19 protein-coding genes are annotated in these 22,463 nt (G+C 39.4%); 4 read left to right on the forward strand and 15 right to left on the reverse strand.

The features are described from left to right. Positions 1-173: 173 nt before the first annotated feature. The 15 genes from PaeCFBP13512_RS11055 to PaeCFBP13512_RS11125 form a co-directional block, all read right to left on the reverse strand. On the reverse strand, positions 174-3,086 hold the full coding sequence (locus tag PaeCFBP13512_RS11055) for a glycoside hydrolase family 3 protein (protein WP_137223070.1): 2,913 nt from the start codon (positions 3,084-3,086) through the stop codon (positions 174-176). 233 nt (positions 3,087-3,319) lie between these two features. Beyond that, positions 3,320-4,471 carry a toxic anion resistance protein gene (locus tag PaeCFBP13512_RS11060; RefSeq protein WP_137223072.1) on the reverse strand — a complete coding sequence of 384 codons (1,152 nt, stop codon included), beginning with the start codon at positions 4,469-4,471 and terminating at the stop codon, positions 3,320-3,322. A gap of 64 nt (positions 4,472-4,535) precedes the next feature. Beyond that, positions 4,536-5,243, reverse strand: coding sequence for a hypothetical protein (locus tag PaeCFBP13512_RS11065; RefSeq protein WP_069327714.1), 708 nt, complete (start codon positions 5,241-5,243; stop codon positions 4,536-4,538). A 74-nt stretch (positions 5,244-5,317) separates the two neighbouring features. Next, a complete protein-coding gene (locus PaeCFBP13512_RS11070; RefSeq protein ID WP_137223074.1) occupies positions 5,318-6,358 on the reverse strand; it encodes an ATP-grasp domain-containing protein in 1,041 nt (346 codons plus the stop codon). Next, positions 6,348-7,178: an HAD family hydrolase gene (locus PaeCFBP13512_RS11075; protein WP_069327712.1), complete on the reverse strand. Its 831-nt coding sequence runs from the start codon at positions 7,176-7,178 to the stop codon at positions 6,348-6,350. Before PaeCFBP13512_RS11075 ends, PaeCFBP13512_RS11070 begins: the two co-directional genes overlap by 11 nt. Continuing rightward, a complete protein-coding gene (locus PaeCFBP13512_RS11080; protein WP_137223076.1) occupies positions 7,175-8,326 on the reverse strand; it encodes a cysteine protease StiP family protein in 1,152 nt (383 codons plus the stop codon). The genes PaeCFBP13512_RS11075 and PaeCFBP13512_RS11080 overlap by 4 nt, the downstream gene beginning before the upstream one ends. Further along, on the reverse strand, positions 8,313-9,749 hold the full coding sequence (locus PaeCFBP13512_RS11085) for a phosphoribosyltransferase family protein (RefSeq protein WP_241669349.1): 1,437 nt from the start codon (positions 9,747-9,749) through the stop codon (positions 8,313-8,315). The genes PaeCFBP13512_RS11080 and PaeCFBP13512_RS11085 overlap by 14 nt, the downstream gene beginning before the upstream one ends. Beyond that, the gene (locus PaeCFBP13512_RS11090) at positions 9,691-10,899 is read right to left on the reverse strand and encodes an HpcH/HpaI aldolase/citrate lyase family protein (protein WP_137223078.1); all 1,209 of its coding nucleotides are present in this window, start codon (positions 10,897-10,899) and stop codon (positions 9,691-9,693) included. Before PaeCFBP13512_RS11090 ends, PaeCFBP13512_RS11085 begins: the two co-directional genes overlap by 59 nt. 117 nt (positions 10,900-11,016) lie before the next feature. Then, a complete protein-coding gene (locus tag PaeCFBP13512_RS11095) occupies positions 11,017-11,748 on the reverse strand; it encodes a TerC family protein (RefSeq protein ID WP_137223080.1) in 732 nt (243 codons plus the stop codon). A 135-nt stretch (positions 11,749-11,883) separates the two neighbouring features. Further along, positions 11,884-13,212, reverse strand: coding sequence for a TerD family protein (locus PaeCFBP13512_RS11100; protein WP_137223082.1), 1,329 nt, complete (start codon positions 13,210-13,212; stop codon positions 11,884-11,886). A gap of 154 nt (positions 13,213-13,366) precedes the next feature. Continuing rightward, the gene (locus tag PaeCFBP13512_RS11105) at positions 13,367-13,945 is read right to left on the reverse strand and encodes a TerD family protein (protein WP_069327707.1); all 579 of its coding nucleotides are present in this window, start codon (positions 13,943-13,945) and stop codon (positions 13,367-13,369) included. A 263-nt stretch (positions 13,946-14,208) separates the two neighbouring features. Next, entirely contained in the window at positions 14,209-14,784 is a 576-nt protein-coding gene (locus PaeCFBP13512_RS11110) for a TerD family protein (RefSeq protein ID WP_069327706.1), read from the reverse strand. A 61-nt stretch (positions 14,785-14,845) separates the two neighbouring features. Further along, a complete protein-coding gene (locus PaeCFBP13512_RS11115; RefSeq protein WP_069327705.1) occupies positions 14,846-15,445 on the reverse strand; it encodes a TerD family protein in 600 nt (199 codons plus the stop codon). A gap of 97 nt (positions 15,446-15,542) precedes the next feature. Continuing rightward, positions 15,543-15,989 (reverse strand): tellurite resistance TerB family protein, encoded by a 447-nt coding sequence (locus tag PaeCFBP13512_RS11120; protein WP_069327704.1) that lies wholly within the window; start codon positions 15,987-15,989, stop codon positions 15,543-15,545. Between the two features lie 483 nt (positions 15,990-16,472). Continuing rightward, positions 16,473-16,697, reverse strand: coding sequence for a hypothetical protein (locus PaeCFBP13512_RS11125; protein ID WP_137223084.1), 225 nt, complete (start codon positions 16,695-16,697; stop codon positions 16,473-16,475). Positions 16,698-17,388: 691 nt separating this feature from the next. Here PaeCFBP13512_RS11125 and PaeCFBP13512_RS11130 point away from each other — a divergent pair. From PaeCFBP13512_RS11130 to PaeCFBP13512_RS11145, 4 genes are all read left to right on the forward strand, one after another. Next, positions 17,389-17,625 carry a helix-turn-helix domain-containing protein gene (locus tag PaeCFBP13512_RS11130; RefSeq protein ID WP_137223086.1) on the forward strand — a complete coding sequence of 79 codons (237 nt, stop codon included), beginning with the start codon at positions 17,389-17,391 and terminating at the stop codon, positions 17,623-17,625. Between the two features lie 248 nt (positions 17,626-17,873). After that, positions 17,874-19,172 (forward strand): DNA-binding protein, encoded by a 1,299-nt coding sequence (locus tag PaeCFBP13512_RS11135; RefSeq protein WP_137223088.1) that lies wholly within the window; start codon positions 17,874-17,876, stop codon positions 19,170-19,172. 30 nt (positions 19,173-19,202) lie between these two features. Then, a complete protein-coding gene (locus PaeCFBP13512_RS11140) occupies positions 19,203-20,564 on the forward strand; it encodes a DNA-binding protein (protein ID WP_161594255.1) in 1,362 nt (453 codons plus the stop codon). A 386-nt stretch (positions 20,565-20,950) separates the two neighbouring features. Then, positions 20,951-22,366, forward strand: a complete 1,416-nt coding sequence (locus PaeCFBP13512_RS11145) for a DNA-binding protein (protein WP_137223092.1) — start codon at positions 20,951-20,953, stop codon at positions 22,364-22,366. Positions 22,367-22,463 lie beyond the last annotated feature (97 nt).

Genomic DNA, 22,463 nt, shown 5'->3' on the forward strand with positions numbered 1-22,463 from the left:
ATTTTAATCTATTTCTTAACTATGTGGAGGTGATCTTATGGCTGATCGCTTTATTTTTGCAGGTGTTATTATTGTCGTCGTGGTGATTGCACTTGTAGTCGTTGCTGAACTACCGATTTATCAATTTAATCAGATGCCACGTTAACTACTTGTGTCGATCATGGCTCACAATATTATTCAGAGGATGCTCCGAATTGGAATGTAAAGATGCGCACACCTTTTGAAAGTTTGAGATAGACATCATGCTTTCCAGTCACGCCTGTGATAGATGTCTGCTCTGTACTCCAATGCTGTTCTCCAGATGCACTCGCAAGCACAATAGCGCCTACACTTGCTTGATCTACCTGATCCAATGCAATCTCTATCTTCGCTTGATCTTGGGTCGTCGCCATTCGAACCTCAACGTGTTCTACACCTGTACCAAAATCGACATCTTGAAAAAGTATCCATGCCTCATCTGTGATCGCTTCGATGACTGCTCCGCCTTCTTTGGATTCGCCCAGCTGTACATGATGATAGTTATCGTAATTCACAGCTTGTGTAGTAAACGTGAGATCACGCGCAGGAATCACTTCTCCATTGACTTTGATACTCATTTGCTGAGCAATATCTGCTGAAGAACGTCCGATCATCAATGTATACGTACCTGCTTCTACACAATACCGATCACGTGTTACATCCCAGAATGATAGTTCTTTCACAGGTATCGTAAAATGCACGGTCTGTGATGTTCCAGCTGCTAGATGTATACGGCGGAAGGCTTGCAACGTTTTGATTGGACGCTTCACACGCGAATGATCAGCATGTGTATACAATTGCACCACTTCTTCGCTATCCATCTCGCTGATATTTTTGACCTGTACCGATAATTCGATCACTTCGTCCACTTCTAATTCAGACGAGACCACTTGAATATCACTATACTGGAAGGTCGCATATGTTAACCCATGACCGAACGGATACAATACATCTCCTTCAAAATACTGATATGTTCTACCTGTGCGGATAATATCATAATCTCGAATATCACTCAGTTGTTCTTCTGAACGATACCATGTCATATTCAGGCGACCTGCTGGAGCATAATCTCCGTATAATACATCAGCTACCGCATTTCCTAATTCTTGCCCTACATGAGATAAATAGATAATCGCAGGAATATGTTCTTCTACCCACTCCATCGCAAATGGATAACTTCCCACCACTACGACTATGGTATTAGGATTCGCTTTGTATACTTCTTGTACCATGTGGAGTTGGGATGCCGCTAATTCTAAGCTTGGACGATCAATCTCTTCTTTACCATTAATCAATGGATTGTTGCCGACAAATACGATAGCTGTTTCTGCTTCTTTGGCTGCTGCGATTGCTTGCTCTAATCCATTTTCAACGATTGTCTTTTCAAAAGAAGCATGTTCTTCTAGCGATTCCGGTGTGTCTATGATCGTTAATTGCCCGGAAGTCGGATTGACCGAAACGGTTTTACCATTCCAGGTTGTTATAGCTGTCGTTCCATTCGCTTGAGGTTGAAGTCCAAATACTTCTTTTACAAACCAACCATACGCTTCATCAGCAGAAGCTGTCACGATGCCTTGATCATCATTGCTTGTCCAATATTTATGATTAGGCGCACGTAGCGTATAACTGCCGAATCCCCAATCAGACAATTCGAATACAGTCTGCTCTGTTGTAGACTCGCTAGCAGCACTCAGTACACCTGTAATCGGTTTGTTCGATTGAATATCATTAGGATTAGCTGATGTGACTGAAGCTGTTACAGACTCTTGTACAGGATCAGGTTGGATCGACAATGGTGCTCTTGTTGCTGTCGACGTTAAAGTAATTCGATCATTACCATCTTGATATGATACTTTGCTATTCACTTTCTGTTGAATACCTTCAAGTGCAGTAACGGCATAAGGTAATGTACCAGAGTACCAATCACGATAGACTGCATTTCCCAGTTCACCGATCACAGCTACATTTCCAGTTGCTGTTTTGGATAATGGTAATGTCTGATTGTCATTTTTGAGGAGTACTATCGACTTGCGTGAAGCTTCAAGGGATAATGCTTTGGCTTCTGCGGTCATCATAGCTTCTTCGCCGATATGAGCATACGGATTCAATTCCGCAGGATCGAATTCACCAAGCAGAAAACGAACACGGAATGTGTTAAATAATGCTTGATCGATATCTTCAAATGTAAGCTGACCATTCGCCAAAGCTTCACACAAAGCTGTTTTGGACAGTTCAGGATCATCAGTAATACTATCTATTCCTGCTTTGACCGATTCCGCAACACCCGGGGTATGAGAGTCATAATAATGATGATCATTTTTGATACCCATCACATCGCCTGCATCGCTAACGATAAATCCGTCCATTCCCCATTCGCCTTTAACCACTTCATTCACCAGTGGATGTAAAATAGCTGGCGTTCCATTGATCGAATTATAAGCCGTCATCATCGACTTTGCTCCGCCTTCTACAAAAGGCTGTTCAAATGCTTTTAGATAATATTCACGCATATTCCGTGGATCGATACTGGAAGAACCACTGCCACGTTCCACTTCATTATTATTGCCAAGAAAATGCTTTAACGTAGCTACAGCTTTGAGATATGTAGGATGATCTCCTTGAATACCTTGCACTAAATGACTGGTTAATTCTCCTGTTAACTTAGGATCTTCTCCATAAGCTTCTTCGTTACGTCCCCAGCGTGGATCACGTTCCATATCTACCGTCGGTGCCCACAACGTTAGACCATTCACTTCTGGATTGCGTTTGTAGACTACACGCGCTTCATCTGAGATTACATTACCGATTTTTTTCATCAATTCAGCATCCCAAGTACAAGCTAATCCTGTCGGTTGCGGGAAAAAGGTAGCTTCACCTAGCCATGCGATTCCATGTGCCGCTTCTGTACCGTGTTTATATCCGCCTAGACCTAGACGTTCAACAGCAGGCTGATATTGCAACATGGATTCAATCTTTTCTTCATCGTTCAAACGAGACACCAAATCGTGTACACGTGTATCAATATCTAGCGTATGATCTTGAAATGGGTGTTTCTGAATCTGTTCCATATTATTATATCTCCTTTAAGTTTATCGTTATTTCAGTGAACATTGGAAGGTTATTTCATTTTATTTTGTTTTTCTTTTCGTACCTCATTGTTATATTAAAACAAACTATTTCTAAAAGAAAGCCCTTACATACCAAATCACCCATGAGTAATTAGCGTAATAATTAGTGATGCCATACAAACAAAAAAAGAACAGTTTCCTCTGTAAAGGAATACTGTTCTCAGTGACTTTTTTTATTTTAACAAATCAGATAATGGATCACGTGCAGGCGATGAAGTCGTATGGGAAGACGGTAATGAATTGGATGGAGAGCCTGTGATCGAAGCGATCGGATCTTTGTTAACATCTGCGCTATCTAAGCCTAGACGCTTGGTCATCATATCGTTAATACCGGATAATTTGACCGTATAATCTTTACAGCTTGCAATAATATCACGGTTTGATTGTTCCGAGTTATCCAGTGCAGACATCAGATCATTGATCGCTTGATTGACTGAATCCAATGACATTGCAGGCTTTTTGAGTAGTTCAGCCGAACGCTCACTATTCACTTTGAGCATTTCAGCATTGCGCTTGAATTGATCTTCGATCGTCTGATTTACACTTTCTACTGCATTCGCTACACGTTCTTGATCTTCGATCGCCAGCGCAATCATCGCTGAAATTTTGATCAAGTTCGCGGCTTTGTAGACCGAATCATTGACCGAATCAATCAATTTGTCGTTGGTATCATTCACGATATCGGTTGCAGCAATCGCTTGGTTAAACAACATAATATTTTCAGTCATGGATTGAATACGAGTGACCACTTTACGTAGACCCCGTTCTAAGTATACTTTGCGAGGAGCATTTTCAGGCTTCTGAATTTCAGCTTCAAATAAATCTTTAAGCTTGTTACCCATCTCAATCTTATATTGGAGTTGATAAATCTCTTCTAATGAATTGCGTTTGAGTGTACGCATACTGATCATATTTTCTTCCAGATTATCTTTACCATCTCGAAGTCCAATTACGATCGCATCTACATTTGTTTTGACAGACTGGTATTTGTATACATAATTTTTGATAGGAGATTTACGTAACAATTTACCGAATAATCCTACATTTTTACTTTGCTGTAATTCTTCACACTCGTTACGAAGCGATAGGATCAAGTTAGACACTTCTTTGGACTTACCGCTCATAAGATCATTGACCGGACGGTCTAGCATCTGTAGCGTCTGTCCTGCACGCTCTTGCGTCTGCATACCGAGCTTGCCCACTTCATCCATCAATGTATCTAACTGCATTTGATCCGCTTGCGATACCCGCTGAATAATCATAGATGCTTCTTTCATGACTTTGTGTTCGTCTTCTTTTTTTAAAGTAATAGGTTGACTTGCCATAAGTTCTTCCTCCTTATTATCAATAAACATCTTCTTCATACTGAAATAGATATTGTACCGTCAATCAGGAGTAGCGTTGGTGAAGAAGTTCTGCCCTTGTCTGTAACTCCATCAAGTCTTTATGTTCTATCGTTTTGACGATATGTGTAATTCGGCTATCTACATCTCGAATACCATCGAGTAATACACGTCTATTTTTGGACTTGGCTTCACCACTGAGTCGCAAAAAGGGATTAATGATACTGTTTAAATCTTTCAGCACCAGTCGTTTTACCGTATGGTTGATCTCATCATTATGAAGCTCACCTAGCATCGGCAATACGCGTTGTAATCGTAAAAACAACGAACAGGACTTTTCAACAATCTCATTATCCAGATTGTCTTTCTGCCCTTCAGAGATGACCATATCTTCTAATACCGCTAAATATTCTAGCACCGGTTGAAAAATCGGCGGTACGGCTTCTTGTTCCACAACAGGTGTAGGGCTAGAGGAAGATAGACGATTGGCAGGACGTTCTTCTGTAAGGGTCGGCACAAGAGGTTGATCGGTTGTGAGCGTGTCTTGTACATGAACAGGTTCTGCGAGTGGTTTCTCTAGATTAGCGGTAGGATTACTGCTTAGCTTCGCCCAGACCACACCAGCTAACGTCCCTACAACCGGGAAGATTAATGTAATATAGTCTTCTGTAAACCAAAATCCTGCTAATATTCCTGCTAGATAACCTACGATACCACCTACGGTTGATTTACCAAACGTTTTCCAAAACGTCATTACGGTTCGCCTGCCTTTCGTCTAAAATCACAATGCGCTATTGAATAACATATCTAATAACATACGGTTTATAGTCAAGATTGTTCCAATTTACGAATTAATACAGGTTGCTCTACATAGCTCGCCAGAATACCAAACTCTGGATTCTGCTTTTCTACAGCATGACCTAATGCTAATTTGACAGCTAAATAAGGGAAGTCGACACCACTCAGACAGGAGATATGCAATCCACCAGACATACGAGGATTGATCTCTAACACTTTGGGAATATCGCCTTGGTACTTCAGTTGTAAATTATAATTATACGGAATCTTATAGAACTGCGCCACTTCCTCCGCAAGTCGAATCAATTCCGGTACATTCTCAAGTAAACGTGCACGTCCGCCATCGGCTTTGCGGCGAGGGACAGCCGCTAACAATTCTCCTGTTGGAGAAGCCAGACAATCGATACTATATTCATGCCCTTCTAGTACTTCCATAACCATAAGCTCAGGGAAAGACTCAATAGAAGATAAGATCTGAACCGTTTGCTCATAAGAAATATTAACATTGGGAACGTCTAGCAATTCCTCTAAAGCATTATAATTCGGTTGAATAATGCGGAATCCCAGTCCACCTTCTGAACGAGTAGGCTTAAAGCATACCCCTAGCCCTTTACTAGTCAAATCATCATACGCTTGCTTGAATTCTGCCACATTATGCACTAGATGATATTCAGGCACAACCATCAGACCATTCTGCTCGACTGAACGATAAAAGTTACCTTTATCTTCGATCACATCCAGTAGTTCTAGATTCGTACAAGCTACTACTTTGACACCAATCGCTTCAAAAGAATCAATCGCTCTCACAATATTGATCATCCGCCAGCGTGGCACAAAGACATCGATCTTATGACGCTTACAGAAATCCAGACAATAAGCTACATACTCATCACCCGGTAGCGCCGGTTCGATCTCTGTATAATCACAAGCTTGAAACGAAACATGTTCTGCATCCCGATGTGTACCGTAAATTTCAAATTCCAGTCCATCCGGGTTATGACGAATATTGTTCATATAATGATATCCGACAGCAAACCAACGATTGAACCAGACCCGTACTTTATGACTCATAGCTGACTTTCCCTTCTGTATCTAATGTAGCCACTACATATTGCAGAATCTCATCTGCGGCAAAAATGCCTGCTTTAGATGTAAATGAATAATGACGAAGTGCAGGCTCAGCTACCGATTCACGATACAATTCACCATGAGCAGGAGCGATCGAATAGTCTGCAATATCAAGTAAGCCACGATCCAAAATCGAATCGCCTGAAGCAATTACTTTCGAAGCGCCTACTCTTTGCTTCACTTCAGTAATCGCCCGATTTTTGCTGACTGGAAAAGGAACCAGATACACTTTGCGTCCTTGCACTGACATCCCCCAGCCTAACGATTCTAATTGCGGTTGAAGAGCAAGCACAGTATCCAGTGGCATCAGCTCACGATCCACCACAATAGAATAAAATGTACTTTCCCAGAAATGTTCAGCTACGATCCAGCTGGGATCAGATACGCTATGGAATATAGCTAATGCTTCTGCCGCAGGAGCCGACTTGGCATACACATCCGCCAGAATCTGCTCGTGCCATGCTTGATCAACCACTCCATTGACTAGAATATTTGCTCCATTACTGGTAATCGCATATTGAGGAATCACGTTATTTTGAAAAATATGAATACGTGCATATTGATCAAGTGTACGAGTCGTGACTGGTACAAAAGTGATCTGCTGAGCTACACGTTGCAATTGTTGAAGAGTTGCTATGGAAATATAAGAAATAATCCGTTCTTTGTACGTCTCCGCAGGTTGCATCACCGATAGATCGACATCCATTCCCATCGAGCGTACCGAATAGATTAACGTCTGATCCAGATCACTAGCATAGATCATTCGCTTTCCCCCTGCCTTGGCTTAATAATGCCACAGCAAGAATACGTTAGATTCGGATAGACTTCGACAGGCACACCACGATCTTGAGCCAACAGCAAAATATGACGCAGATTCGGATTGTCTTCACGATCAACAAGAATTTTCCACGGTACACGACGTAACAAGACACGTGTCGTCTCTCCTACGCCCGGTTTCACTAGATTGATATCTTCGATCCCATACTGATCTTGAATCGATCGAATATCACTTAGCCCTTGCCATGTGATCGGTTCAGGCGTATCAAGCAATTGTTGGGCTTGTTTTTTGGCTTCTTCAGCGATAGCAGGGAAATAAGAAGATACCTGATCGACAAATACATTCGATAGATCGCTATCTAACCATTCTTTATAAAATTTAGCACCATGAAAATCATGTTCACCAATCAGATCGTCACGTAGTACCGTTCTACTCATCAATCCAGATACGGTCGAGTTCAGACAAGCACTTGGAATCAAAAAGTCTTCGCGTGTGCCATACGTATCCGAGCAGAATCCAGGATCAGCCAGTACAGCGAGATCATCATTCAGACGAACCCCGTAATCTTTTTCAAATTGATCACAAGCCTGAATCAATACCTGACGAATAGCGCCCTTACCTGTCCAGCCATCGACAAATTGTAATTCTTGCTCTACACCATGTTGTTGGAAAATATATTTCAGCGCATTTTCGTCGATCCCTTTACCACGAATAATAGAGATACTATAATGCGGAACATCCAATCCATATTGTTGCATCAAATAGCGCTTCATCAAGATACCGATAGGCGTACCTGCTCTAGCAAGCGAAGCTAGAACCAGTTTTTGACCACGTTTATGCAAAATCAGTTCACTCACTACACCCGCAGCCAAAGCTACTTTTTCAGCCGATTCGGCTAACGTTTCATGAAATAACTGAATATATTCAGGAGTTGGTTGATATTCTACAGGTAACATTTCCGAATAGTGTGTTCCCGTCTGGATCGCTTCTTCACGTTCCTCGGTACCACGCTCTAAATTTACATTACTTAAATCTTTCAATAGGAAAATCACATCGGATGGACTGTAGCTTCCAAGAGGTTCTGGATGTGGTAAGGGGAATGCTAGCAATTGCTCTTGTTTATGTTCGGTCATGATCTATCCCTTTCTCTTGCACCATTTGAGGACCACAGATCACGATATGAATCTGCTGGAACAGCTTGGAGCGTAATACATCGATTAATGGTTGGATACGTTCTTGAGGGACATCGCGTTCTAGAAAGACAAATACATCATCATAATGCCCTTCCGGAATGTTATATACAAAGTTGGTTACACTACTATCTTCGGGAGAGGGGAAGGTATCTCCTGTCTGAATACTATAATGCGGCATGAGTGAACGATAAATCGGACTACGTGTTGTGGAATGGAACTTAATGCCAGCACCCATTTCACTACTGATTCGCATCGGAATATACATAAACTCTTCGGTTCCCAGACACAATGTCCGTTGACCGGTTCTGTGCTCAACAAGTAATTGTGCAGCTTTTTCTATACTGATGGTGTTGCATAGATTATCATGTGCACCGATACCGAATCGTCCTGTACCTGTCATCAATGAAGCACGATTCTGATGACCATGTCCATCAATAGAGGCATATCCTTCTTGCTGTGCAAACAGATGATCCAGATAAATCATATCTACCGGAATATCTGCTAATTGCTCATGCAGTGTCATCGGATCATGAGTCAGACTCGGTTGTCCATCCACCGTAATCTGTCCTTTGATTAATGATAGCACTGTAATCGTAATATTCAGTTCTTGTTCTAGATCAGCAAATCGCTGAACATGAGCATCTTCTCGCCAATCCAGTAACGAAGCAACATAATACGTATCACGTGGATATTCAGCATGAATTTCCCGAATAATATTAAGGGCTGTTTTGCCTGTCGTAATCTCATCGTCTACCAAAATAATCGGATCGTTGCCTGTAATCATACCTTCCGATTGGGCATAACAGCGATGAGCTGTTGCATGAGAATGTTCTTCTTCAAATGTAATTACCGAGGATAGACCGGCTATATCATGCCGTGTCGTATGTACATACTGAGCTCCCCGATCAAACACTTGATACATACTATGACCTAACGCTGTCGCTGTCTCAGCAAAGCCAATAAACGATACAGGCGCAGGTAAAACAAGCTTTAGGTTCATCAATTCATGATAGGCTTCTGCCAAGCCTTCACCGGATGACATCGCTTGTAGAATACGAGGAAGTAACGCTGTTATCTTCGGATCAGATTGTTCCCGCATATCATTGTAAAGTAACAATGATAGTACTGCTCCACTCAGCAATGACAAATAAGGATCAACCGCCAGATGTTTGCCCAATACTTTGCTGACAAATAAAAACGAGCGCTTAGGATTAATACGTGCTGCCATCGTAAATAAGTGATCTAACTCTAATTGAAAAGGATTATGTTGCACTTCTACGTTTACCGTTAAGTCTTCTAGAATCTTATACGTATATACGTTGTTCTTGCTCTGAGAGAAGAGAGATGAAATGTTGTTGTTCATGTAGCACCCCATAAATTTGTGATCTTGCTATAATTTTTTGCGCCCAATTTAAATGAGGTTTGATTTCATTCATTTTGTTAGCATAGCCGCTTTTGAATACCCCGAGTTCGCCATTATTGTTACGAATAATACTTTCCGCATCTTCAAATTCTTCGCGGGTCACTGTATATAGTGATTGTACCAGACCAATATGCGTTGGATGAATAATCGTTTTGCCTATAATTCCATTTTCTTTATCCATAATGACTTCGCGAATCAATCCATCCACATGACGATTAATATACTCTTTCCGTAACTTACGTCCATCATCACCAAGCGCTTCTTCAAAAGGCGATTGACGCAACATCGGTTTGAGTACACGTTCACCATTGGCAAAGTATTCCCATACCGGCCCTGAGATTACATACGGCGAATCCATGCGACCGAATAAGTTAATAATATCAGACATACAATCACGAATAGGCGCAATATCATAAATCGTCATATCTGGACTACGACGTAATCCGAATAAACTGGAGAAATCAGTCGCACCAATCCGTACATTCAGTACATACGGTTTATATGCATCTAATATTTTTTTGATCGCTAATAAATGTTCGACCCGACTTTCACGGTAGATCACAGCAGCTGTCTCCAAGATAGGTAATCCATATAATACAGGAGCATAAATATCTTTCTCCTGATTATAACGTGCGATCGCTTGAAAATATTGCAATCCTTGTTCTGGATCGAATTTGGGTAACATAAAGCCTGTGATCAACTTCATCATTTCGCCTAACTGGTCGATCATTCGCTCTAATTGCCCAATACTGCGTACACGAATAAATAACAAAGGTAACCGATCTCTATGCACCTGTTCTTGCTGTAATTGGATATACAGTTGTGTCAGTTGTTGTACTAATAATTCTTCAGCCATTGCTACCTGATGATCTCCAACAGCATCTTCTAGGTCGAGCACCCATGAAGTCAATCCTTGATGCCGCTCTGTCAAAATATCTCTAGCAATTGTGGGACGTGTTGCAGGACAATATAGTGCTGCGCCTACGGCATACGCCAATAGTTCCTGTTCGGAAGAGTTATTATAATGAATCGGTGCTGAATAGAACAATTCCTGTTCTTCTTCAAGCGATAAATAATTAAAGTAACGCATAAGTCTCCTCCTTTGTTGCACCGAAACTTGAGCTTGTTAAGCCGCCGTATAATAAATAAATCCCTCCTATTGTGCAGGCAGGAGGGATCATCCAATCTGTTGTAGCAGCAATCCTGATTAAGACTGTTCTTTTTTACGACGAATCGAACTGATGACCATCGTTCCTACAAACACCAAAATAAGAATTGCAAAAAACAATACTTGAGAAATTTCAAAACCAAATGCGCCTACAATCATTTTGACTGCAATAATCGCAATTAAAATAAAAGCGGTTTTTTCAAGTTCAGGGAACTTATTAATCAGTTTCAAGAACAATTGAGCAACGCCACGCATCATCAAGATACCAATAATACCGCCCAGGAATAGTACCCAGACTTCATTACTGATACCAAAAGCAGCCACGACGCTATCAATACTGAATGCAATATCCATCATTTCAACCATTAATACGGTTTTCCAGAAAGACATTGGCTTGTTCTGTACTTCGTCTTCGTCTCCGCCTTTGAATAATCCTTTGTACGCAATATAGAACAGATACAATCCGCCAATGACTTTGACTGCTGTAAATGTAACCAGATACGTTCCAAGACCAATCGCCAGAAAGCGGAAAAGATAGGCTCCGAGAATACCATAGAACAAAGCCTTTTTCTGCTGTTTCGGTGGCAAATGTCTGACCATAACGGCTAACACAAGCGCATTGTCAGCGGACAATAATCCTTCTAATAGTACAAGACTTGCAATAACTCCCCAGCTCACTGGATCGGATAGAGTTGCAGCAATCTCACTCCATGAGAAGAAGTGACCGTAGTTATCAGCAATACTTTGAAAAAAATTACTGAACCAGTCCATACATCGTCCTCCATATACACTTCGTGTGTTAAGCGTGATGTCCACATTCTAATTATTTTAGAGGTGTATCAACACTTGTAATACCGATTTGTGTAAATTCTGTGTATGTTCATTATCATCATCTATAGCGATAGCCTAATCTTTGCTACCGGCTTTCCAGCGCATGCCCCAATTGAAAGCACGATCCATATCCGAATGACCTTTGAAATACTGAACCAACTTTTCGATACTAAAAGTTTCATTACCCACATTTTGTATCATTGCAATCGCACACATCGGACTGCGATTATCTGCCTCGTCTAGACGCACAATAATATCAGGTCCATTTTGTTGAGAAATAGTTACGACACCATCGGCATCTGTCCAACGTGTAATGCCTTCATAGATAAAAGAAAAGACCAGAATACGCTTGATTTCGGATATTTTGTTACCGTTAATCCGCATATTTTCGCCACCTGCTATAGCACCTGTTCGATCATCACCGTCTAGCGCTACAAAAGGCCAATTTGTCAAAGAACCAAAAGAATTACCGAGTGCTTGAACTACACCTTTATCACCATCTTGTAATTCATACAAGCAACCTAGATCCAGATCGACTCCTGAACTACGTTTGAATAATCCTTTTTTCTCCTGACGATTCCAGTTCAGATTGATCAGTAATTCCCCGAGGGTACCACCCGATTTTTTCTGAAGATTAATCACATCGCCTTTTTTCTTAAGCTCAATCTTGGATAGATTTAAGTTTACTGAAGGCGTAGGAGCTGGTGTTGGCGCTGGAGGAGCAGGAGGTGGAGTCGATGGTCGATTAAGATTCATCGGCTTCGCCGGTATTGGAGCTGGTGCAGGAGGCGGCGGTGGTGGCGAAACAGGCTTAGGAGGTACTGGTGGTGTTGGTGGCGGTGTGGGAGCAGGTGTATCTTCTACCTCAACACCATAACTACCACATAATTCTTTAAGTCCACCAAAATAACCTGCTCCTACTGCTGCGAATTTCCATTCTGTCTGATAACGATAGAGTTCCCCTACCACAATCGCAGTTTCGGATGAAAATTGGGAATCGATATCATAGCGAAAAATCTCTGCACCTGTCGCTTCATGGGTACAACGCAAATACGTACGATTCACCTGACTAAAATTTTCTGTCGGTTTATCGCTATTGTAAATGGTCAGCGTTACCGCAATTTTTTGAATATCTTGCGGAATCGCTCCTACATTTACTTTAAATTGACGAGCATCACTGCCTGTCGCATTTTCAACATAAGTAATAAAAGAATTGCCCGGGTTACCATAAAAAATAAGATCATTATCACTTTTCACTTTTCCATTTTGTTGAAGCAGAAAAGCAGAAGTATCTAATTCTAATGAAGCAGGTGCTTCCCAACCCAGCGAAATAATAAGCTGTTGAAGCCCTGGTGTTGTTTTGGTTATGTCTGTTTTTTGTCCTTTAACAATAGCTACACTCATAATTGTTTAACCCCGTAATTTATGACGTAAATGGTCCATTGTTCTTTCCTATTTTAGCATTAAATGCTAGTGACGAGTTAAAAAAAATAGGGCAGGAAACCCACCCTATTCATGTATAGTTCATGCTTTTGCCTTATTTGTTGAGACAACAGGATTATACTGGTAATCCGTAGTTCTGACACAATGCTGCCAGTCCACCTGAGAATCCACTACCGATCGCTTGGAACTTCCAATCTGTTGCTTGGCGGTAGAACTCACAGAACACTACTGCTGTTTCTGTAGAGAATTCTTCACCTAGATCAAAGCGCAAAATTTCACTATTGTTGTCTTCATTGACTACCCGTACAAAAGCAGCACTTACCTGTCCAAAATTCTGTCCACGTGCATCAGCATCATGAATCGTAACGGTAATTCCGATACGCGAAATGCTAGCAGGCACTTTACTGAAATCGACAACGATCTGCTCATCGTCCCCGTCACCTTCACCTGTTCGGTTATCTCCGGTATGCGTAACAGCACCATTATAGGTCGTTAGATTATTGTAGAATACAAAATCCGTTTCTGTTTTGGCTTTGCCATCTTCATGCAATAAAAATGCCGAAGCGTCCAAGTCAAAATCGCTACCACCGCTATATTTGTTCGTGTCCCAGCCCAGACCTACCACAACACGTGTTAATCCTGGATTTGTTTTCGTAAGGTCGATCCGTTGCCCCTTGGATAAATTAATGGTCATCCTCTGTCCACTCCTTACCATCACTATAATGTCATACTACGTATGAGACTGAAACAAAACGGAGCTATGCGCTCCGCCTCGTTGACAGCTTATTTAAAAGATAGAAAATGTTACGATATTTTGCTTTGCAAAAATCATTTTCTCATTGCACTTGGTCGCGTTTATACTGCCAAACGCTGGAAGTAAGATATTTTGCTTTGCAAAAATCATTTTTTCATTGAACTGGGCTGCGTTTTTACTACCAAACGCTAGATACCAAACGTTTATTGTAAGCCGTAGTCGCGTGTCAATCCTGCAAGACCGTCTTTGTAGCCGTTACCGATTGCGTTAAATTTCCACTCTGCGCCATGACGGTACAATTCACCAACAACTACACCTGCTTCGATAGAGAAATCTTCTCCAAGGTCAAAGCGGATCAATTCTTCGTTGTTATCATCGTTTACGATACGAACGTAAGCGTTAGATACTTGACCAAAGTTTTGGTTACGAGCTGCTGCTTCATAGATTGTGATTGTAAATGCAATTTTGTCTACATCAGCAGGTACGTTCGGGATGTCTACTTTGATTTGCTCATCGTCGCCATCGCCTGCGCCTGTACGGTTGTCGCCTGTATGTACGACAGAACCATTTTCATTTTGAGGATTGTTGAAGAAAATAAAGTTTTTCTCGCTAGATACTTTACCTTCAGTATTCGCGCAAAATACAGATACGTCCAAATCGAACTCTCCACCGCCATCATATTTATTTGTATCCCAACCAAGACCTACAGTGATCTTAGCCAATCCTGGATTACTTTTCGTTAAATCTACTTTTTGTCCTTTAGATAAGTTAATTCCCATGTTCAATTCCTTCTTTCCATGTGTATGATTTGGAGTTGCTGTTGAAGATAACGCTTACTGATTACGAATATTGGCGAGCCAAAATATCGATATGTGCGGCCTGTTTTCCTTGACCGATTGCGTTGAATTTCCATTCTGCTCCGTTACGGTAAATTTCACCCGTAATCAATGCTGTCATACCGGAATAATCATCTGTCAGATTAAAGCGAACCAATTCCTGTTGATTCTGTCCATTCATAATACGAATATAAGCCGACGAAATCATACCGAAATCTTGTTTGCGTTGCTCTGCTTGATAAATATTAACCACAACAAGCACTTTATTCACATCCGCAGGTACTTTAGAAAGATCGATATGGATTTGCTCATCGTCTCCTGCACCTTCACCAGTTAGGTTATCGCCGCTGTGTTTGACAGAACCACAACCACTCGTCAAGTTATGAAAGCAGACCAAGTTGGTAGCTTTGGTCAATTTATCATTTGCATCCAACAGAATCGCTGAAGCATCACAGTCGATATCTGCTTTTGCTTTTTTCATACCGAAGAATCCTTTAGATTGCGTTTCTGCGGGATCCCAACCCAAACCAACCACCAGTTGATTCAGACCGCTATTGCCTTTGGTTAAATCAATTTTTTGACCTTTGACTAAGCTGATACTCATAAAATGATATGACCTCCTTTGTAATACTGATATGTAATACTGTTATTACCGGAGAATCGTTTCAACTTTTTTGAAACTGCCTTCATTCTTACCCGACTTACAGTCCAAATTCAGAAGCATTCAAGCCCAGAACTGTCGCGATTTCGCGTACAACCGCTTGCTCTTGAGGATCAAAGTCACCATCAGCTGAACCGATTGCACTACATACACCAATCAACAATCGACCTTCTTCAGGTTTGCTTTTGAATTTACTGATCGCTTTAAGCGCTTCTTGCTTACCGATAATCGCATCAAATTCAAAATTTTCTACATAATGATTAAAGCGAGCAATCACCAAACTCATATCAAACACTTTCAATTGCTCATTGCGTCCGATATAACCTGCCATTTTTTGCTTTTCATCTGCGCTGATATTACCATCTGCTGCCGCTACAAGAGCACAACCTGCTACGATCGCTTCTAAAAAGTCCTTATTTTTGAACTTTTTCATCTGATCATTCAAGTTGCTTTTCGTACTGTTTAACCATGATTTGAATGCACTCATATCGATCACCTCCTATTTATCATAAACCAATTTGAAGCAGACCTCTAGTTTTGCAAATCTACAGTATTTATAGAAACGACTGTGCCTCTATATTTTCCCACAAGTTATCAAAAAAACCAAATTTCCCTTTTGAGTTTGTCAGTTGATCTCAGCAAAGAAATAGTCTCTTCTCTCATAATAAGCCACAGCTCTCTTACTGAAACAAAAAGCACCTTAATCCGGTATATTTCCGAGATCAAGATGCTCTTTATCATTTAGCTATTTGTCTGTTCTAGATTGACGTTGCACAGTTCTACGTGGGGCGCATCACCGGGCAGAATAACGTATCTCCTTGTTACTCTTGCCACCGAGTATGACACATGTTTTTAAAACAGTGCTTTTTGGTTTTTTGTAAACAACGATTTATTTTAACTTTTCCATAGTATAGGAAGAAAGGTAGGTTCATTTATAGTGTGAAGAAAGAATAGAAGTTAGAGTAGTCGCTTAGTGTGCACGATGATTCGTATTGAATGTGTCGCCAAAAAAATAACTAGAAATCATATCACCAATCGTTAATACGATGACTGCAATAACAGCAGATCCTATGGCTTCGTAGACACTGACATGAATACCATACATCCACACTAAAAAGATAATCATCGCTGGGATCAGATTCCAAATCATTTTCTTTTTAACACAATCGGTAAACGCTATGCTGACTCTGTTCATTCATAAGCCTCCATGTTAGATATAAAATAACAGCTTATAGAATATACCACAAAAATATCCATTTAAAACCATTTCAGAAGATATATTTTGGAAATATTTTGAAATTCTACAAAACAGTCATTAAACGCCAGAAAAGAGCGTGATCTGTAGGCGATCATGCTCTTTTCTGGTCTTCTCTATTCATTTAGGGAATGTTTAGGTGTTCTATGATATCAACTAATTTAACACTTATGTGGTATGTTGCTACACAATTCTTCGGACTCACTACGTTTACTTGCTAGGGTATGGCTAGTTGTTTCTATATTGCTATAGGACAGCTATTTACATCTACAAGCTACTTTACTAATGTTATTTCTAGCGTGCTTATGAGCTTAGGGTATATAGGATTGTAGTGAGATCCTGTCAGCCAACATTTGTACTTCTACGTGTCCGTTTATAGGTCAGTAGTGAAGTAACTTGTATCCTTATTATTACAGGAGTTTTCAAAAAACGGATTCTTTTATTTTGTAATCACAACCTTTTTTTGTAATCCGTGAGTGTTTACTCCCAAATTCTATAGGTCAATAGAACCCTTATACTAAGTTACTAAAAAAGGTACTCTGACATTTTAAGTAACTTATAGAATAATAAAAACTATCATTTTCTGGAATCGTATAAGGATTATTGTATTTTTCGGAGGTGCTTACCGTTTATGAGCCCACTGGATACAGTACGCTCTCATATTGAGCAAGAACTGCAAGACAAAAAAATCAATTTAACGCAGTTTGAAAAAATATCAGGGATTAACCGTGGCGTATTGAGTGCAACGCTCAATAGCAACCCACCTCGATCAATATCGATCAACCAGCTAGATCGTATGGCAGCCGCTCTCGATCGACCGGAAGGCTGGTTATATGAGCAATATGTTTATCGAAACGTTTTGATTTAGCAGAATTTATATTTGTTATAAGGAAAATAAATTAAAACTATAATTAGCTAGATAAGAATGATGTTGCTCTGTCAACCGAAAGACATATAGATAAACTTTAAGAAAAATTTATTATTTTCAAAAATACATTGAATACATTTGATATGTCATTACGTAGATACAATATGAGCCGTACGATGGACTATACGTCTTTGCTACAACTTTTTATTCGTTCGATGCCTTAATACAACAGTCAAGAGGTGAGCTGTATGGACAACCGAATAGCCTTATGTACGGAGTTAGAAAATGAGATTTCCCGACAAGGTTATTCTCTTAGTCGTTTCAGTCAAATTTCTGGAATCAATCGTGGCATTTTAAGTGCCACATTGAATGGAAACCCTCCCAAACCGATGTCGATTAATCAGTTAGATACAATGAATACTGCTTTGGGCAAGCCAGAAGGTTGGCTGTATGAGCTGTTTGTAGAACAATGCTTTGACGAACAAGGTAAAACGAATTGGCGACGTGTGAGCGCACTCTTATTCCGTTGTATTGAACTGAATCGAAACGTTTTGATTGATCGTATTTTGTGCTTGTTGCTTGAAGACATATCCTATCTTAATCACGTTTTTGAATTGGCTGAAGAACTCATTGTAGATAATCCGAGTGACAGTGTTATGCAGTTGTATGAATGTGTCGTGAGTAATGAGCGCAACTACCAAGCAGAACGGCTGGCGATCAGTCATTATCGTATTTTCCGCTATTCGATTAAACGCGATATTAAACAGAACTTTATAGCGGCTGTGACTTTCCAAGCTTTCTGTGATCGTCTGCCTTCTTATATGCAATTAGATGCTTGGTTGCAGTTGGCAAATGTGTACTATACCGCTAACGAATGGTTACTAATGGAAAAGTGCGGAGATGCTTTAATCGAATTATCCAATCGACTTTATAAAGAAAAGAAATACCATAATCTCAAAAGTGAGCGTTCTTTCGTTGTTTACTATGGACAAGGGTATCTTATGAAGTCCACATTTTATCAAAAAGTAGGACAATATGAAGAATCAACCATATACATTAGGAAATATAGTGATCTGAGTTGGTTAGATGATTTAGATGAGTGCGGACAACAAGAAGTAGACCGCTTCAAAATATTTGCTCAAGGCAACAGCTACTGTACCGAGTTATATAAAGGGAATTTTAGTGTACTGGATAGTTATATTGCCTTTTTGGAAAACTATCCGAAGGAAACGATTCCGGGGTTGCTGACGATTCTAAGTACTGCAAATCAATACAATATTGTGGTTGATCATATTATCGAAAAATTCCATGAGCATATTACAACGAACTTATATATGGATCATTCAGCGAAAAAAAAATCTGTGGCAGACAATCAGTATACAAATATGTGTTACCAGTTAGCTGTCTATCAATCGAAACATGCGAGTCAGTCTACTAAACTTCAAAATACGATTAAACGATTTGATACATCATTACGTAAATGCAATATGAATCTCAATCTAGACTATACTTCTTTGCTTCAAAATGTCATTCGTTCCATGCCTTAACATATACCCTACTACATCGAGGTGATCTGCATGAAGCATCGAATAACCCTAATTACTGAACTTGAGTCCGAAATGCATAAGCAGGGTTATTCGCTTAGTCATTTTAGTAAGGTTTCTGGAATCAATCGTGGTATTTTGAGTGCTACATTGAACGGAAATCCTCCCAAAATCATGTCTATTACTCAATTGGATGCTATGGCTAAAGCTCTGGGCAAACCGGAAAGCTGGCTATACGAATTATTTGTAGAACAATGCTTTTCAGAAGAAAATAAAGCGAATTGGCGACGTGTTCGTACACTTCTACTCCGTTGCATCGAACTCAATCGTGATGATCTAATCGGTGATATTTTAAACTCATTGATGGAAGATCCTGCCCATGTCGCTCATGTATTTGATCTCGCAGAAGAATTAGTAGAGCAAAATCAAGCCATTGTGGCGATGCCTTTTTATGAATGTGTGATCGAGAATGAGCGTAATTATCATTCTGAGCGGTTAGCCATCAGTCATTATCGACTATTTAGAGCAAGAACCAGTCCGATTATCGAAAATAATCTTAGACTGGCTATGGTTTTTCATCCTTTTCGTAATCGCTTACCCGATCATTTGAGACTGGAAGCTTTACTACAACTCTCCAATATCTATTACACTATTCAGGATTGGGATATGGTTATAGACTGTGCCAATGAATTGAATGTGTTATCTAATATTATCTACGCCCAAGAATGTAAAAGAAGAAAAAAGAACTTACCTGTTACAACGGTTCTTTTAGAAAGACCACTGGTGACTTATTATGCACAAAGCCATCTTATGAAATTTGTGGCGTTAGAACATATGGAAAAGTACGATGAAGCTCGACCTTATTTGAAAGAGTTTGCCGATTTGAGCTGGTTTGAAGGTTTAGATGACATCGGAAAAGAAGATGTCGAAAAATTCAAACTATATGCTGTATTCAATGAATTGAATTTGGATTTATTAACAGGGAATACAGATAAATTAGTCGATTATGTTGAATTACTAAAAGCTCATCCCGGTGAAGCATTGCCTAGTTTAGTGATCATTTCAAAAGCAGCCAATAAATATAATATGAATATTGATGATATTCTTGCTGATTATGACGACATTATTTATCCAAATGATATTTTAGATTATATTCATCATGGCAAATTTTTAAGAGATCATTATAAAGATATTCCGATTGGAATTAGCCGTTATATCAACATTTACTACCAACTGGCTCTGTATCAATGCAATCGTAATATCTATGATGAAAAGCTCGAAAAAATTCTAATTGCCCTAGAAACATCAGTCGAAAAGTATAACCGTGGACGTATTATAGATTGTCTAGCATTATTCAAAAAATTACGTGAAATGCCTAGAGAACATAAAGAATAATCTATCTATTGTGCTAACTATTTAGCTTCATTTGCCTGACGTAAGATCAGTGCATAAGTTGATCGTATGATACTTTATTACCTTTTGGGCGTTTCATAATCTGTAGATACAATATATTTTATGAATAGCACATTAGATTGTCTTGAACGGTTAAAAAAACTTCGACTGATTTCTAAAAATGGAAATTAAGTTACCCCTAAGACATAGAAACCATGACTTCCCTTGCATGGTAACTATGTCTTTTGTGATTCCTAAATTTTGAAGATTTGATTAAAAGTAATTGACCCCCGTTCAAAGCGTAATGTATAATGTAATAAATTTGAATTTCATGGGCTTACTGGGGCGCAACAACGGGAAACTTTCAACATAAAGGGGTGTGTTCGGTTATGATTACCAACACCACAACCATACGGCTTGAGATTGAAAAAGGAATTCGACAAAAAGGTCATTCATTAAGCAGCTTCGGTAAACAGGCTGGAATCAACCGTGGTATCATCAGCGGGATCTTGAATGGTAATCCTCCAAAATCGATTTCTATTCGGCAGTTAGACTTGATGGCAGAAGCTTTGGGTCATGCAGAAGGCTGGATGTATGAGTATTATGTGGACGAATGTTTTATTAATGAAAAAGCAGACTGGCGTCGGATCAAGGCATTTTTATTGCGTTGTACAGAGATTGGCAGATATGATTGTATCAAAGAAGTTCTTGATCGTTTGATGGAGGATTTGAACAATACGATATCAATCTTTGGATTGGCTGAAGAATTGTATGCTGAAGGTAAGGTACAAGAGTCGTTGCCCTTTTATGAGTGTGTGATTGAGAACGAAAAGCATCAGCATTCTGAAAGATTAGCGATTTCGCATTATCGAGTTTTTAGAGCTTCGATTGGTGAGAATACAGAAGAAAATTTTAGAGCTACTATTCGTTTCGAGCCGTTTAGGGATCGACTACCTGAAAATTTTATGTTGGATGGTCTACTCGCATTAGCTAATGTATATTACACTTTAGAAAATTGGTATCACTTGGAGATATGCGGAGACGAATTAATCACACTAAGTAATGCTGTATACACTGAATGTAAAAGAAAAATGAATGAAACTGGAAATTATCAGGAAGTTGATACTGAGCGTGCACTTGTATTCTATTATGGTCAAGGATATCTTATAAAAGCCTTAGCATTAGAATATTTAGAAAAATACGAAGAAGCAAAAACATTTATTTCATACTACTCTGATTTGAGTTGGTTTGAAAATTTGGATGAAGTTGGAAAAAAAGAAGTAGAGAAGTTTAAGCTTTTTGCTATCGCAAATATGAATAATTTAAATCTGCTATTAGGAGATGATACGTCTCTAGATGAATATGTTTCATTCTTGCTTGAGCATCCTCATGAAATTTTACCCAGCATATGTATTATTTTAGAATCTGCTAATAAACATAATTTTTCTATAGATAATATTATTGAAACTTTGCTGGATGCTCTTTCATCTAATGATACTTCTGATAAAAACTACTATAAAAATACAAAATCTATTAATCGTTATGTAGATCTTTATTATCAATTAGCATTATACAATTTTCAAAAAAACAATCCTGCTCAAGGGCTTGATTTTACACTTAAAAGTTTAAAAATTGCTTTTGAAATTTCTAATAAAAACAAAATTTTGGAAAGAATTTTGCTATTTGAGCAATTTAGAAATTTTAGTAACAAAGATCATTTGAATTTATATAATGATATGATTAAGGAGGCTAACAAAAGTGAAAAAGCTAATATTACCGATAGTTTTAGTTTTGGGGCTAACTAATTTTATTCCATTTCAAGCAAATCATTCTCCAGTGAATATTACTACAACTAGTAATGGGCTTGGAAGTTAAGTAAAAAAAGAACCTTTACATTAAATG

Origin of the sequence: Paenibacillus sp. CFBP13512 (genome assembly GCF_005233705.1) — a bacterium.
In the GTDB taxonomy this organism is placed as follows: Bacteria; Bacillota; Bacilli; order Paenibacillales; family Paenibacillaceae; genus Saccharibacillus; species Saccharibacillus nuruki.